Origin of the sequence: Clostridium minihomine, from assembly GCF_900240385.1 — a bacterium.
Taxonomy (GTDB): Bacteria; Bacillota; Clostridia; order Oscillospirales; family Acutalibacteraceae; genus Faecalispora; species Faecalispora minihomine.
Genome location: NZ_OEQH01000005.1, coordinates 171,780 through 185,979 on the forward strand (window position 1 = coordinate 171,780; position 14,200 = coordinate 185,979).

Sequence of the window (14,200 nt, forward strand, 5' to 3'; positions counted from 1 at the left end):
TTATGACGGCTTTCGCGCGGGAGATTTGGCGGTAAAGTTTACAGTGAGGCCCTTCCAGTAGCTTGCGCTGTCATGCTGAGAGAGTAGCTCATCCCCGACATTTGCAAAGTAAGCGGTAAAGGTGTAGTTCCCGGACTCACCTGGAACGACGACTGTGTGGAACTCTACCGGTTCCGTGAGTTTATCCCATAGTTTTTGATACTCTGTTTTGCTAACTTTAGTGCTACGGGCCAGCTTCAGCTGATAGTTGAAATATACGCCAATCAGCTTGCGCTGTAGGTTGCCGTCCTCGGTGCGCTTTGCATACTTATCGAGGAAATCCGCTGTACGCTTTAGACTGACAATAGGGATATCAAATTTTACTCCGTCGATAATGAGCATCAGCGGCCACCTCCTGTTGCAAACGCAGGACCCACTCTGTGGCCCTCTTGTTCAATTTCGAATTTCATCCAGCGGACAAATCCCGCATTATCTCCGGAAGCAATTACATTCACCTGCGGCTGAATGTTGAGCTTGTCAATCTCACTTGCCACAATGCTGCGAATTAGGTCTGCTGGAGCCTCAATGTTTGTGCCGCTGCGCTGGTCGCCAAGAATCGCCGCGAACTCTGCGCGCGGCGGAATAACTGCGCCGGTAGCAAGGCGGGGGATAGACATGTGATCCATTTTTTGAATACTAAAGCCAAAAGTAGTGCCCGCCATATCTCCAAAAATATCCCAGTCCGGGATGTCTACGCTGATGCGGTTCAGTAATCCGATCACAACATTCATTCCGTCAATAAATCCGTTTACAAACCCCTCAAATAATCCGATTAAAAAATTGATAGATTTTTTGAAACCGTTCTCAACCGGTGTAATCACATGCTCCTGGAACCAGTCAGATACGCCTTCCCAAACGCCGCTGACCGTTTTCCAAGCGGTTCCTGCTGCGGTAGAGATTCCCGACCATAAGCCAGAAAAGAATTTGCTTACTGGCTGCACAACATTTGTATTAAACCAAGCACCCGCGACACTCCACGCATTTCTAATCCACTCCCAAGCAGCCGCGCCTGCAACTTTAACTTGGTCCCAGTGAGTGACCAGCAGGTACACAATGGCGATTAGTGCGGCAATCGCGGCCACGACGAGTGTAATTGGGGACGTAAGCACGGCCATGGCAGTATTAAAGAGCCATGTTGCCGCTGTAACGGCGACCGTAGCTGCTTGCTGCGCCCATGTGGCGACGGTATGAGCTGCGGCGCCTGCCGTGGTGATTACCCACTGTGCAGCTTGCTTTACCAGAGCGGCGGTCTGTGCCGCTATTTCAACTACTAGAGACACTGCAGTTTTAATCATCCCAACACAGGTTGATGCGAACGTCTGCATTGCACCCCACGCACCGACTAGGGCGGTCTTAAGCCCCGCGAAGCTAATGGATGCCAAGTGCTGCACGGTGGCCGCAAGAGCAGATAAGCCTTGTGTTTGGGAGAGCGCTCCGATGTATTTCACATAGTTTGCAAACTCGATCAGTTTCCACAAGCCAAAAGCAGCAGCAACCCCAACAACCCATCCCCGGATAAGTTCACCGTGATTGTTCACAAAGTCTGCAATTCCTTGGAGTGCGCCCTTAATGGCGGTGAGTACAGCCGCTATAATGCCACCAGTCCACGCGGCCAAAGGCTTTAAAAAGTTGTCAAATAACCAGAGGGCAAGAGGTTTTAGGGCATCAATGATTCCGTTCAAAATCTCGATCGCTGCCGCCAGCCCTTCTAAGAACAGCGGTACGACATTATTGCTATACCAAACGTTGATTGGAACTAAAACATTTTTATAAAACCATAATAGCCCTTCTCCGACGTTGATCGCAAAAGGCGTTAAAGCCTCCCATACTTTGTGCAAAGCTGAGTTAATTTTGCTGTAGTCGATTTTTGCAAGGCCGTCTTTCCAAGCAGTGATGAAGTCTGGGAGTCCTTTACCTAAAACCCATTTTCCAACAGGCACTAAGAAGGTGTTATAAAAATCAACAAGTCCTTGCCACGCGAACCCGCCAAAGCGTTCAAATTCTGTCCACAAGCCAGCTAAAGCAACTTTCGTAGGCTCAAATGCCTTGTTTAGATTTGCAAAAATCCCCCTGATGGTATCTGCTGCAGTCTGTACCGCCGGACTAACTGTAACACCTGCGCCGATCTCCTGACCGCCGATTGGATCTATTACTGCGCCGCTGGAAACATCCGGGGTGCTGGTATCCGTAGTCGAGTTGCCGGACGCCGTATCCTGCTGCAGAACATTCAGTTCATCGAATCCTGCGAGTGCTCCATCAGCAGCCTTACCAGCCTTTTTCGTGGCATCGGCAAGCTTGCTCTGCGCCTTTGCGGCATCGTTCGAGGACGTGGCAATATTAGTGGCCGTATTTGCCACCGCCTGCTGCTGGGTTGCCTGGCGGCCAAATAGGGCGGTTGTGACCTGTGCAAAGAGATTTGCAATACGGGTAAGGGCTGTGATGATAGCATTCAGCCCCGGCAGCACCGCGCTGGCAATCGGAATCAGAGCATTACCGACTGCAACCTTTAGGTTATTGAAATTAAAACCTAATTGCTGTACTTGGCCGGAATAGGCACCCGTTAGTTTTGCAGCATCCCCCACTTGAAAGCGTGTTTCTTCCATGATGCCGAGATATTCCGCCTGTATTTTCTGTTCTTTTGTAAGGTTGTTGCTAGATACGCCGATACTTTTAGCGTAGTCCTCCCACATCTTAGCAACGTTTTTCGTAACACCGGCGTTATCAACCAAGATTGAGTTTTCGTTTTTAAGACCTTCGGTTGCGGTAGAAACTGCGTCGCCAAGGGAATAGCTGGCCTGCCGGCCAAAGGCTGCGGAATCCTTTAGCGCCTGTAAGGTATCCTGTATCTGCGGGTCGGTGTAACCGCGCGAAGCGAGGTTTTTATAGGCAGTAATGGCGTTCGTAGCAGGAATAAGGCCGTCAGAGATATATTCGTCGATAAATTTCTGCGCTTGCTTAAAGCTACGTCCTTGACCCTCAAGGATGCTTTGTAGCCCCAGCAATGCGTTGGATAGTTCCGTTGCAGCATTTACCGAAGCTTTGCCAAAGTTGACAACCGCGGCGACACCAAAAGCAATACCGGCAGCTGCGGCCAGCTTTTTCAGGGATGAGGTAATGCCGTCCAGACCGTTGCCGATGTTTTTGACGCCCCGGTTAAAGCCCGCGCTGTCGATTTTGGTGTCAATATTAATGCTGCCGTCGTAGCCTATTGCCAAAGCACATCACCTGCCTTTCATAAATAAAACAGCTCGAGCATCACTGCCCGAGCTGCGCCATGAATTTATTGATTGCAGCCTGTTCTTCTGAGGTGTAAACCTCCGGCAGGTCGACGACTTCTCGCATGGAGTAGTACCATTCCTTTTCTTCTTTGGTGAGCTTTCCTTTCGCTTTTTGCTTGCGCAGGTAAATCAGCCGCGAGAAAAAACAATCCTCTGGCAGGTCAAGAAACATGTAGGAAAACCGCCACCAGTGTAGGTTCGTAACCGATAAATCAATATGATATGTTTGTTCAATGGCTGCCATGATGTATCGCGCGTCCTGCGTCCAGCTGTAATATCGGGCACTGTCCCCATCCACTTCGCCGGGTTTGGCATCCTGGTCGCAATTGAGAAACTTCACAGCCAATTCAGTAGATACCACACGATTAGGCGGGATTTCAGAATAAAGTAAATTCAGCATTACAACTTGCTTTTCAAAACCGGTCAACTCCGGATCCTCGAAAGCAGTCATTATTTGCAGCCCGATTCGGTAATCAGTATTCAGTTCATATTCCTGCCCGTCAATTTCCACGACGGTTGGCAAGCCGTCAATTAAGATGTTCATTTTTTCAATACGCCGGGCTTTTTACCTTTGGGAGTGTATTTCCCAATTTGTTTTTCCCGAGCCTTCTGAACAAAAGGAGTAATTCCATTGATAAACTGTTCAAACATATCGAGCGTATTAGCGTCACCAAAAGCGGCTTGGCTGGTTCCGACTCCGAATACCTCGTCGATTTTCTCACGCAGGAATTTGCTAGTTTCACGCAGCAAAGCTAGGGCGGGGCCAAAGTTTGTGGGAATACCCATTTCGTTTGTTTCGGTGTTGCTTTGCAAAGCTGCTGCTTTCTGCCGGTACTCTTTTTCTTTTTCCTCAAACTCGCTCAGCAGGCCGTAGAAGCGTTCAACGAAGGAAATGTCCGTAGGGTTAAAGGCAACTACCCGGTTCGGGTCGTCGTTGACACACAGCCGAATTTCGCCGGTGTTAATATGCAAGCTTTGCATTATTCGCCACCTCCGGCAGTAAAGGTCTTGGTAGATGGGTTGAATGTGCCCTTGACCGGGTCGCCAACCATATTCACAGTGTAGTTAATTTCCACGCTCTTGCCGCCGTCGCCGCCGAAGTCATCAATCTGGATGGACACAGTGTTTTTCTCCGCAGGGTAAGCGCCACCGGTAGCTGTTCCGTACAGGTTGACCATCACAACATCTGACCGGGCATCGTTCAGCACGGCACGCCGCTGCCGAAGGTCGTCTACAAAGTCAAATACAGCATCGCCCTGAATCGCGGTCTGCTGTGTGGCAATGGTGGGCTTGTAGCTTTCAACATCGGTCGTTCCGCTGTCTTCGGAAACGTAGGTTTCATCTGATGTTTCCGGATTGTAATCGACCTTTTGCGATGTGATGCCCTGACCCATCAGAGCATAGGTAGCAGTTTCGGTAGAGGGAGTGGTATTCAAAAAGATCGCAAACAGCGACCGTTTGATTTTTCCTGCCATTGGTTATCATCCTTTCCAATCTGTATATGTCATTTTGCAAATGATCTGATAAATTGCAGTCTGGTCGTTCTCATCGCGCTGGTACAGATACCCCCACGATGTCGCTTCAATGGATTCTACGGTTTTATTTGTTCCGAGGTCAGGCAGATCATCGTTGTCCGTCTGTTCCTCAAGCCAATCGGCAAAACCTTCGTAAAATCCGCTGTTCGCAATCCGGGCAAGGTCGTCAACGGCGGCCTCACGGGAAGTCAGCGCAAAAGGAAACTCGCGCGTTTTATTCCCGGCAAGGTCTTGTGAGAGGATTCGAGCGCCCGGCAGGGTATCAATGCTGTAGTTGACCGCGCCGGGCTCCAATCCGTCAACATGCAAATCAGCGAAAGCGTTCAGGGCGGGGCAGGTAGCGATAAAGGTTTGCAAGGATTCAATAATGCTCATTTCTCGCCGCCTCCTGCTATTTTTTTCGCACCATTCATGATTTGTGTGCTATAAATTGCCTTCATCCGCTCAAACCAAAATGCGCCGCGCTGCGGGTCATAGGGACGGGATTCAGCGGTATCGTAATATTGCTTTCGTGCATGTGGAGCTATCCAGCGTACAAGGCCGGAACCGGGCACCGTGCCAAGCTGTCCGGACTTAATCAGCATACTGGAGCGAATTGGAATAAGTGGGGTGGAGAGGCGCAGTACCTCACGGTCAACGTACTGCTGAGCACGAGAATATTGCCCCGGCCATTTGTTTTTAAAGCTACTACTCCACACGAGCTGAGCTTTACCCGCTTTTGTGACAATGATTTCCCCGCGCGGGGTTTTAATCTCGGGACCGTTATTGTCCGCCATTACTTACCACCTACTTCCCAATGCGACAGACCGCCGCAGTCGAATGTTGCGACGCTCGTAATAGATGGCGCGTCGTAATTCTGTGTTAGCTCCGCTATAGATCCACCGGGCGCTGGAATAAACGGACAATCACCCTTGACCATGAAGTCCTTGGGCTTCGTCTGCATCGTCCATGCGCCCGCAGGGGCCGCCTGATACTCGGCGGGCAGCTTATATACCGCACCGCTGGAATCGACATCAAACGGGATGAGCACTCGAACAGAATCCACCGCAGACGAGCCAGTCTTGTTGACGTTCTTCGCTTTAGTATCTTCCCAGAGAACGCCGCGCAGCACAGCACGGTTATACCCGGCCTTGGTGTAATTGTAGATTGTTACGGTGTGGGGAAACATCTATCCACCCCCGCATACATAAGACCGGTACCGGCCAGATACATATCCACAGCTTGCGACAACCGGGTACGTTCATCCGCACCAAGGCTGTTCGGATTGAGATAACTCACCGACCAACTGCCAACGCTTTCACTGGATTTCGCAGTACCAGAGCGCTCTTTTTCAAGCTGCTGGATCATTTCAGCAGCGGAGCAGGTGGCGTCCTTGACTTCTTCGCGGTCAGCGTCAGCCCTGCCGAACGTAATCGCCCGGACATAGGCCGATGCCTTAACCGCCAAGCCCGGGAAGTCAGCCTCACTGACGGCGCTGCCGCGGTAGCTGTCCCGGTAATAAGCATAATCGGCATACGCCGCCATAAAGAGCCCTCCCTTAACCGTTTGTGATGATTGACGCCATCGGAATCGCTTTCGGGTCAAACTTGATCGACCAGTTTGCCGCGGCCGCGAGCTGCGCATCAGTGGGGGAACCAGAGAACCCGGAAGAGGGGGGCGTGAAGCTAAAGCCGTTCGGATGAAAGGTCTTGCGGGTGCGGGTATAAAGCGTGTCCTGACCGCCGTTTGTCTTGGGATCGCGGAATACTTCGGAGGGAACGTCCACGCGAGCAGGAGCTGTGCGGATCACGCCGGCGCCCAGCAGGTAGGTGGTGTACTTAATAAGGTCTTTGTTATCGCCACTGCCGCCGACCGGGGCTGTAGGAACGCCGTCGTCAACAATGACCGTGTAGCCATTCGCGGATGCAATAGCCAGGGGCCGCTGGATGCCGTTCGCGTCAGTCTGCTTCCAGAATTCCAGCACCTGCAGGTTTTCCAGTGTTTTGGCGACACTGGAGTGCATGATCGCAAGGCTGAACAGCGACTTGTTGTCACCCATGGCCTCCGTGGCCAAATCGTTCAAATCGGTCAGGCCAATTTTGTAAGGGGTGGCGGTAGTGGAGCCAAGATCCACAACATGGTTATCGTGCCATTTCTTTGCGCTCCCGGACGCGCCGGTCACCGAGAACACGCCGGCCAAAATCTGCAGCAATCGGGTCTGATCCTGCTTCTGCCAATATCGAGCGATATTCCGGGTAATGTTGCCCATCGGGTCAGCGCCTGTCAGCTCGGCCACGAAGTTGCGGGCGGTGAAGCCTTTCGCGCGGCCAAAGACAACGCCAGACTGCGAATCGCCGCCAGTTTCGGCGGTGTTAATGTCAGTCTGGCCGTCGTAGTTATCAGGGTCACCGCTCAAGACGTTATAAAAGGGGATCGTGTAGAAATTACCGTCGTTCTGAATCATCGATGCGATCTGGGCATCTTCCACCAGGGCGCCACTTTGGAACATAGCGCTTTTTACGGGATCAGGAGCATCGCTCCAATCACGATTAAAGATTTCCTCATCGAAGGGGAATCCAAGAAAAGTACCAGGCATGTGTTGTTACCTCCTATTTCTGTGTCAGCCCTTTGTAGATTTCGGGCTGCTCATTCTTAAATTTTACTTTTTCCATGTAGGACATTTTTGCAAAAGCTTCTTTTGTGACCTCCGGCAAGGGCGCGCCGGTGATCGGGTCAGTGAACTTCGGCGCTGGTTTATCGCTGGCAAACGCCGAAGGGTCGTCCGTTTTGGCCTGTGCCAGAACATCATCAAATCCAACCAGCTTTCCGGCATCCAGTTTCAGCTGCTTTTCTTTCAGCAGGGAGAGAAAAGCAGTCTTTGCAGCCTTGGATGTAAACTTCACACCAGAAACAGCCACCAGTGCAGCGTCTTTGTAATCGCGTTCGGCGAGCTGCTTCTGGTGATCAGATTCAGCGGCTTCATATTTGGCTTTCCAATCGTTCGCAGCCTGCTGGATTTGTTCCACGTTCAGGCCCTTAAACTGCTCGATCTGCTGATTTGCAGCCTCCAGCTGAGTCTTGTAGTTGTCGCGGTCGGCTTCGAGAGATTGAAACTTGTCTTTGCCTACATAAGCGCCGCCCGCCAGATTTCCCAGCTTGATTTCCTTGTTTCCTTCCAGCTTTTTGACAAGCTGCTCATAAGTCAGCGCCTCTGAGCCAAAAACATCTTTCAAAAAATCCATCGTATTCCTTTCTTCGGCAGGGATTTAATTTATAAAACCGCAGCCACTCTGCGCTGTGCCTATCCTGCATTTAAAGCCCGGCAGGCAAGGGCAAATTTTAAGCATAAGAAATAAGCCTTTTACCGTCCTGCTCAGGACGTGCGCGTAACCCTGCGCCGGGAGACAGGGGATCACCGCCTTAAAATGGGTATAAGAAAACCACCGACACAAGCGTGAAGGTGGTTTATGCAAGTTCAATTTTGTCTGCGATTTGGTTCAACGAGAATCCATCGTAAATCGGATCTGACATTAAAGCGTCTATGCTGTCATATTCCTTGCCGATGTTCCCAAACCCGACTTCAAATTTGTGTTCGTTCCAAGGATTGATGCAACCACTTTTGCCGTGATAGAAGAACACGACATCATCGGTGAACTGCAGGATCAAATCTTTTATTTTATTACTTGTCATAAAATATCGCCGCTCTCCTTCCTTTCATCTGGGGTCAGTTCTCGTGTTGTTCGATTCGGCCTTTTTTGCCCTTCGATCCAGACGTAATCGTGAGCATGTTCTCCGTGCTGGCCATATGGATGTTTAACAAGGCTGCTGTGTGGCCCGGAATGGGTTTGCCTTTCCAAGCGCGAATCGGGGCCATAAAACGTGCGGTCGATTTGGGGAGATCCGCCCCGATTAGTCTTACTGGTTTCAATCACAGCATATGGCTTGTATTTTCGAGGAATTGAATCGTGGTCTCTGATTTTCCAGTCATCTGTCACAACAACGGTCCCATCTTTATTATACCGGTATCCAGAATATTTATCAACGAATTTCTTGTTGGCATGAACGGCTTTCTGTGCCTGGCTACGACCAAACCCCAGTACCTGTTCACGCTCTCCTTGCCGGAGCATACCGGTCTGAGCAAGAAAATCATCCAGCTGTGATTTTTGGTGAGATAACTTCACAGAGGTGGCTTGAAATTGCTCAGTCAAGGCATTTCGAAGTTCCTCACTATCAGTGGCTTTAATTCCGGCATCATACCCGGCCAGTTCACGCTTTGTGGCTCTGATCTGGCGTTCTGCGGCCCGCTGCATTTGGGTGGCGTCGTAATACTTAATGGTTTCGCCGTTGTACTGCACGGTCTGATTTTCGTATTCCTGGAGCTTTTTGCGCGGATAAGCGGAAGAGGACAGCCCCTCAAAGAACGGGAAGAAACTGTGCCGACAGTTCCAACCACACAATCCGGCACCACTGCCATACCCCGTGGATTTTTTGAAATCGGGGTAATCTTTACTTCCTCCGATGCGACTGAACACCTTGCCCTGCCACAGTTGATGCGAAGGGCGGGCGCCTGGATGTGCTGTCGTTTCAACCAAATCGCAGCCCATATCATCAGCGTAGCGCTCGGAAATCTTCCCGACTGTCTGAGTAACCCCAGTTAGCGTTGCCCGACGTATCGCTACGTCCAGCTTGTCGCGGTGGCCGGTGGGGTATAAGACTTCTGTCCCCGATTCCGCCGCAGAGCGTACAGCATTTCGGATAGCGGTTACATAATCAAAAGCGCCGCTCTCCACCTGCATTTCTGCAAGGGTAACGGCGTTTATATAGGTCTGCTGTGAGGCAACAGCAGTAGTCATGGAGAGATTCCGCAGGTGGCCGGAGGTTTTTTGCATCCCGGCTTGTAAAATCTGCATAGCACCCAGCGATTGCCGCAAAGGCGGGGGAGATAGTCCGGCAGCTTGATAGATGCCCCGGTCAATTTCCACGGCCTGAACACCGGCGTCCTCAAATAGTGCTTTGACTTGCTGATCGCTGGCGTCAGTCATCTGCGACACGGAGTGGATAATATCATCAAGCAACATGCCGGATTCCTGCAAACGCTGAATTTGCCAGTCTGCAGTAGCAGAAACGCCTCCTGTCTTGACCAAGCGGCGCACAATATCGCGAGTAATGGTTTCATCCAGTTTACTATAGAGTTCCAGCAGGTCATCCGCTGCGTAATCAAAGTAATCGGGTGGCAGCATCAGGCATCACCGCCTCGGAAACCGAACGGATTGCTGAGATCCGCACTCTGCTGTGCCTCCGCAACAAGCACCTTGGCCTCTTCCTCGGTGTACCCCTCGTAATCAACGAGATACTTCCACTTTGGTATCACATTTGCAATCACCATTTGCCACGCTCTGGCGCGGTCCTCAGAAACATTGACGGACAAATCGCGCATAGAGTAGGTTTCTTGATATGTTCCCGGCGGAGCTAATCCGTAAAGCGTAGCATAGGCGTCCAGTGCATAGGTCAAACCGCTCAGCGCAGCTTTTAATGCTTTTTGGATATCCGTTGCTGTGGAAACGGTGCGCTGCTGGTCTGCTTCAACCTGTGTGGCCGTGACCATACCGGTTTTCTCGTCAAAACTGAAATAACCGTTCGAGAACCCGCATTGATTCCCGGCGATATTAAGGAAAGTTTGCATACTTTGGCGGTATTCAACTATACGAATCTGCGGATTAAATTCGTGATATGTGTTCTTTTCGTCAACACCGTATTCAAGTCCTTGAATCAGGTTGGGAACAGGATTGTTTACCACATTGCCTTTGTTGTCGCGCCGCAGAATCTTATCAGACACAAACACCTTGCGGTCGGCGGTCTTGATTTCCTTACGCAGACCACGGGCGGTGAAATCGATATCTTGAATCGTATCAATTGCTTTGGAAAAGATGGAGCAGCCGAGGGGGGAAGAGCTGTCAACCTGATTCGCCCAGGGCATTTTCAAATACGAGAACAAGGAGCGCTCAAGATTGTCTATACTCACTTCCGGTTGAATGTTTTCCCACTCACGTACAGCTGCCAAGGACACAGGGCGGCCAATGGTATTCGGGCTGTCGCTGACAAACGCCTTATTGCTGATTTTGTAGGTGCTACCCTCGAAACGTTGATACTCAAATCTTGTGTAGTACTGATCACCAAGCTGTTTCGCGGATGGGAAAATAGCGCCGGTAATATCGCCGTTACTATCCAAGTCCACGGGAATAAACTCACCTTGTTTTATATAGTCCACGCCACCGCCGTTTGGTTTGAGGATCATACCACCCATGGCGCAGGCATATTCCAGCTGTGTGCGGATTTTATCCTGCAGCTTCGACATGCGCTTTTGCAGATAGTCAGCTCGGGCGGACCCGGTAATCTCAAAGGTGAGCTCAATTGTTGCCAGCCGGGCGGCCTCACTGGACACGATGGCGGCAAATTGCGCCGAACGCATTTCCGGGTCATCGTCCAACCAACAAGCGCGGCCCTCGTATATGTTCTTCCAGCTCTCTATAGCCCCCATCATCACAGAGGATGCAGCGGGCTGAACATTGAAGATTGCGTATACCTCTTGCGGAGAAAACACGTTACGAAACACCCCCTTAATCCAATTGAAAAATCCCACGGTATCACATCCTTAGTCTTCGTCCTCGGCTTCTGAATCTGTAAAATACCGGTCTTTGTTATTGAGAATCATTTGGTCAATGCAGTCATACCGGATATGCGTTTCAGCGGTCGCTTTATCTTGTAGGTCCATGTTCCAATACCCCGTAAATACTTCCCGGTCTTCGAGAATAGCAACAACCGCCAAACCTTTTACCTTTTCCTCACCAAGAGCATCGATTGTTTCGGTTAAGAAAGGCAGATATTCGTTTTGTTTGTTCACGCTTAAAATAACTGTCTTTTTATTCCCGTCCATTCCATTGCTCCCATCTGAGTTCGTTTCGCAAAATTGTGTTTACGAAGTAGCGCACATCGTCCATTGCGTGGTCATATTCTTTTATGACTGCGTCCTCGTGGTTTTTAGGGTCCCAAGAGTACGCCCCAAACTCTCGGATGCAATCCTCGCAACACTCGCATATTTGAATCTTACCAGCTAAAAGCAAAGTGGACACCGCCGCGATACCGGGAACAACGTCATTTCTTGCTTTGTCGACTGAAAAACGGCCATGACGATAAACTGTTTCAATGAAGCTGCTGGCAGAGGGGTCGACGACTACACGCTCTATGTAGTTTTCACCGGCCAGCTTTTCAACCTCTGCATAATGTTCCTCGTCAGTGCGTTGCTGCTTTGTTTTGCGGCCATCGTGGTAATACTCGGCTACACGCGTTGCCACCCCGTCACGCAAGCACCACAGCCCAGCAGAGAAAGGGTTTTGTATTCCATAGTCAATGGATATCCAATAGCGGCCAGTACCAAGAAATTCCGGTACGACGTGCCTGTCACGGTCAAACATGGGGTAGACAAGTCCCTCGGCCAAACACCACAAACCCAGTATAAACCGTTTATAAAACACCCCGACATACTGCCTGCGGTAACGCTCTTTGATTTCCTCTGATAGCGATAGGTTATCTTCCATGGTAAAATGCAGGTACAAAATTTTGCGGGTCCTGCACCTTTTAATCCAATTGGTATAAAACCAATGTTGCGGGCCTTGCGGATTGCAGTTAAACCAAAACTTTGAGCCGGTCACAGAGCAACGCGCCGTCGCTTGGTTTACAAACGATTCTGGCATTAGGGCAACTTCGTCGAATAGGACTCCTGCCAAAGTGATACCCTGTATTAAATCCTGCGACCTCTCGTCCTTACCGCCAAACTGGTAAAAATAGTTGATTATATTGCCCCTGCGGACAACCATAAGGTTTTCAGACCGACGGTCTTGCACCTTATATCCTCGCGATTTTAGCATCAGTTTAAGCCAAAACATAACGTTTCGGCGTAAGCTGCCTATTGTCTTACCAGCGATAGCAAAGTTTTGACCGTCAAAGGTTTCCGTAGCCCACATAACAAACGACAAGGACATGCAGACCGTTTTACCGGAACGGATGGAACCATCGGCTATGATACCCTCTGAATCCTTTACAGGGCTGCTGGGGCACCACCAAGTAAGTACCATCTTTTGCTTTATCGAAAACGGCTTGAATTGAAAAAAACCTTGACTTACCTGCTGCCGTAGTTTGACAACGTTATCAGACAAAGATTTTTTCAGCTTTGCAATACCCTCGTCAATCTTCGTCCACATCCGGCGCCCTCCAATCGGGGTTTGAATTATCACCGTCTACCCATATTGATTCAGCTTGACTATCCATTGCAGATTTAAACCCATCATCCGGTATGGTCTGTTCGCCGGTGTCCTTTATAGAGGATTGTGCTTTCAGTAGGTCGATTTCCAACTTACGTTGGTCATATTCACGGCGGTGACGGTCAGCTGGGTGAGCCTCAAAGTATTTGCCCAACCAATCCAGCGCTTTCATACGGTCAGCTAATTTGACGCTGGCCCCGTCCTTACCTTGCTTAACCTCGGACAGCAAGGTACCGTCAATCTCGGTAGACTCCTTAAAGCGTACCTCGTTGATTTCTTTGGTCAGCGTGACCTTTGCGTCGCTGCCCTCAATGGGTACTTGGATAGGCCCGAACGGCCCCATAACAGGGACCCAAGCCCGGCCAAACTCCAAAAAATCTGTAATGTCAGCGAAAGCAACGTGCATGTACTTTTCCACAACATCGTCAACAGAAGCGAGTAGGGTAGAGGAGCGAATTTCTTTAAGCCGGGTGATTTCGTTGCGAACTCTATCATTACCTAGCAATCTTGTTCCATTTGACAATGCTGATTCATAGCTACACCCATACGCTTTTTTATACGACATCGTTGCATTAAACGTTTTGGAGTAAAACAAGCAGAACGCCTTTTGCGCATCAGTGAGTTCGTTGTTATCTTCAACGGCCTTTGTGGCTTTAATATCTGCAAGTGTTGCGTTGCAACGCTCTTTTGCAACGTTGCGTTGCGTTGCAGCGTTATCACCCCAGCCCCCACGGCTTTTCCAACTGCGTACCGTACCGGGGGATACTCCTAATAGCTCGGCTATCTCAGACGGTGTTTTGCCCTCTTGATAAAGGGTTTTTGCTTGTTCCATTAATTCTGCTCTCGACACACCTGTCCTCACCTCGCTCTATTTGATATATGCACCGTGGCAAGATGCAAAGAAAATTATCATTACGCTTAAAATCATTAAACCAACAATCTTTACATAGCATCGTTACCACTCCTTTTTAGGTATGAAAAAAGCGCCCAGTATAAAACCGGGTGCTTTTTGTATCGGGCGAATAGCCCTTAATTGTGGAGGTCGTAAGAC

General features: G+C 50.0%; 17 protein-coding genes. All 17 read right to left on the reverse strand.

Going from position 1 to position 14,200, the window contains the following annotated elements; all coding sequences use genetic code 11:
* Positions 1–381: a hypothetical protein gene (locus C1A02_RS12125; protein ID WP_101698496.1), complete on the reverse strand. Its 381-nt coding sequence runs from the start codon at positions 379–381 to the stop codon at positions 1–3.
* Positions 381–3,254 carry a YhgE/Pip domain-containing protein gene (locus tag C1A02_RS12130; RefSeq protein ID WP_101698497.1) on the reverse strand — a complete coding sequence of 958 codons (2,874 nt, stop codon included), beginning with the start codon at positions 3,252–3,254 and terminating at the stop codon, positions 381–383. Before C1A02_RS12130 ends, C1A02_RS12125 begins: the two co-directional genes overlap by 1 nt.
* A gap of 40 nt (positions 3,255–3,294) precedes the next feature.
* Positions 3,295–3,861, reverse strand: coding sequence for a bacteriophage Gp15 family protein (locus C1A02_RS12135; protein WP_101698498.1), 567 nt, complete (start codon positions 3,859–3,861; stop codon positions 3,295–3,297).
* Entirely contained in the window at positions 3,858–4,298 is a 441-nt protein-coding gene (locus tag C1A02_RS12140; protein WP_101698499.1) for a DUF6673 family protein, read from the reverse strand. The genes C1A02_RS12135 and C1A02_RS12140 overlap by 4 nt, the downstream gene beginning before the upstream one ends.
* Complete coding sequence (locus C1A02_RS12145) at positions 4,298–4,753, reverse strand: phage tail tube protein (RefSeq protein ID WP_129588170.1); 456 nt, start codon at positions 4,751–4,753, stop codon at positions 4,298–4,300. The genes C1A02_RS12140 and C1A02_RS12145 overlap by 1 nt, the downstream gene beginning before the upstream one ends.
* 45 nt (positions 4,754–4,798) lie before the next feature.
* Positions 4,799–5,227, reverse strand: a complete 429-nt coding sequence (locus C1A02_RS12150; protein ID WP_101698501.1) for a chloramphenicol resistance protein — start codon at positions 5,225–5,227, stop codon at positions 4,799–4,801.
* The gene (locus C1A02_RS12155; protein WP_101698502.1) at positions 5,224–5,628 is read right to left on the reverse strand and encodes a hypothetical protein; all 405 of its coding nucleotides are present in this window, start codon (positions 5,626–5,628) and stop codon (positions 5,224–5,226) included. The genes C1A02_RS12150 and C1A02_RS12155 overlap by 4 nt, the downstream gene beginning before the upstream one ends.
* Positions 5,628–6,020 carry a DUF6751 family protein gene (locus C1A02_RS12160; RefSeq protein ID WP_101698503.1) on the reverse strand — a complete coding sequence of 131 codons (393 nt, stop codon included), beginning with the start codon at positions 6,018–6,020 and terminating at the stop codon, positions 5,628–5,630. Before C1A02_RS12160 ends, C1A02_RS12155 begins: the two co-directional genes overlap by 1 nt.
* Positions 6,002–6,376: a head-tail connector protein gene (locus C1A02_RS12165; RefSeq protein WP_101698504.1), complete on the reverse strand. Its 375-nt coding sequence runs from the start codon at positions 6,374–6,376 to the stop codon at positions 6,002–6,004. The genes C1A02_RS12160 and C1A02_RS12165 overlap by 19 nt, the downstream gene beginning before the upstream one ends.
* A gap of 13 nt (positions 6,377–6,389) precedes the next feature.
* On the reverse strand, positions 6,390–7,427 hold the full coding sequence (locus C1A02_RS12170; protein ID WP_101698505.1) for a coat protein: 1,038 nt from the start codon (positions 7,425–7,427) through the stop codon (positions 6,390–6,392).
* A gap of 13 nt (positions 7,428–7,440) precedes the next feature.
* A complete protein-coding gene (locus C1A02_RS12175) occupies positions 7,441–8,073 on the reverse strand; it encodes a phage scaffolding protein (RefSeq protein WP_101698506.1) in 633 nt (210 codons plus the stop codon).
* Positions 8,074–8,296: 223 nt separating this feature from the next.
* Complete coding sequence (locus C1A02_RS12180; protein ID WP_101698507.1) at positions 8,297–8,521, reverse strand: hypothetical protein; 225 nt, start codon at positions 8,519–8,521, stop codon at positions 8,297–8,299.
* On the reverse strand, positions 8,518–10,071 hold the full coding sequence (locus C1A02_RS12185; RefSeq protein ID WP_101698508.1) for a phage minor capsid protein: 1,554 nt from the start codon (positions 10,069–10,071) through the stop codon (positions 8,518–8,520). The genes C1A02_RS12180 and C1A02_RS12185 overlap by 4 nt, the downstream gene beginning before the upstream one ends.
* A complete protein-coding gene (locus C1A02_RS12190) occupies positions 10,071–11,471 on the reverse strand; it encodes a hypothetical protein (RefSeq protein ID WP_101698509.1) in 1,401 nt (466 codons plus the stop codon). Before C1A02_RS12190 ends, C1A02_RS12185 begins: the two co-directional genes overlap by 1 nt.
* A 12-nt stretch (positions 11,472–11,483) precedes the next feature.
* Positions 11,484–11,765, reverse strand: coding sequence for a hypothetical protein (locus C1A02_RS12195; RefSeq protein WP_101698510.1), 282 nt, complete (start codon positions 11,763–11,765; stop codon positions 11,484–11,486).
* Positions 11,752–13,122, reverse strand: coding sequence for a PBSX family phage terminase large subunit (locus tag C1A02_RS12200; protein WP_243578009.1), 1,371 nt, complete (start codon positions 13,120–13,122; stop codon positions 11,752–11,754). The genes C1A02_RS12195 and C1A02_RS12200 overlap by 14 nt, the downstream gene beginning before the upstream one ends.
* Positions 13,073–13,981 carry a terminase small subunit gene (locus C1A02_RS12205; RefSeq protein ID WP_129588171.1) on the reverse strand — a complete coding sequence of 303 codons (909 nt, stop codon included), beginning with the start codon at positions 13,979–13,981 and terminating at the stop codon, positions 13,073–13,075. The genes C1A02_RS12200 and C1A02_RS12205 overlap by 50 nt, the downstream gene beginning before the upstream one ends.
* Between the last annotated feature and the right edge of the window lie 219 nt (positions 13,982–14,200).

What these genes read in the sequence shown, in the direction of transcription:
- C1A02_RS12125 (WP_101698496.1), bottom strand. Translation starts at nt 381, where the DNA reads ATGCTCATTATCGACGGAGTAAAATTTGATATCCCTATTGTCAGTCTA.
- C1A02_RS12195 (WP_101698510.1), bottom strand. Translation starts at nt 11,765, where the DNA reads ATGGACGGGAATAAAAAGACAGTTATTTTAAGCGTGAACAAACAAAAC.
- C1A02_RS12155 (WP_101698502.1), bottom strand. Translation starts at nt 5,628, where the DNA reads ATGGCGGACAATAACGGTCCCGAGATTAAAACCCCGCGCGGGGAAATC.
- C1A02_RS12175 (WP_101698506.1), bottom strand. Translation starts at nt 8,073, where the DNA reads ATGGATTTTTTGAAAGATGTTTTTGGCTCAGAGGCGCTGACTTATGAG.
- C1A02_RS12165 (WP_101698504.1), bottom strand. Translation starts at nt 6,376, where the DNA reads ATGGCGGCGTATGCCGATTATGCTTATTACCGGGACAGCTACCGCGGC.
- C1A02_RS12160 (WP_101698503.1), bottom strand. Translation starts at nt 6,020, where the DNA reads ATGTTTCCCCACACCGTAACAATCTACAATTACACCAAGGCCGGGTAT.
- C1A02_RS12205 (WP_129588171.1), bottom strand. Translation starts at nt 13,981, where the DNA reads ATGGAACAAGCAAAAACCCTTTATCAAGAGGGCAAAACACCGTCTGAG.
- C1A02_RS12170 (WP_101698505.1), bottom strand. Translation starts at nt 7,427, where the DNA reads ATGCCTGGTACTTTTCTTGGATTCCCCTTCGATGAGGAAATCTTTAAT.
- C1A02_RS12150 (WP_101698501.1), bottom strand. Translation starts at nt 5,227, where the DNA reads ATGAGCATTATTGAATCCTTGCAAACCTTTATCGCTACCTGCCCCGCC.
- C1A02_RS12140 (WP_101698499.1), bottom strand. Translation starts at nt 4,298, where the DNA reads ATGCAAAGCTTGCATATTAACACCGGCGAAATTCGGCTGTGTGTCAAC.
- C1A02_RS12135 (WP_101698498.1), bottom strand. Translation starts at nt 3,861, where the DNA reads ATGAACATCTTAATTGACGGCTTGCCAACCGTCGTGGAAATTGACGGG.
- C1A02_RS12180 (WP_101698507.1), bottom strand. Translation starts at nt 8,521, where the DNA reads ATGACAAGTAATAAAATAAAAGATTTGATCCTGCAGTTCACCGATGAT.
- C1A02_RS12185 (WP_101698508.1), bottom strand. Translation starts at nt 10,071, where the DNA reads ATGCTGCCACCCGATTACTTTGATTACGCAGCGGATGACCTGCTGGAA.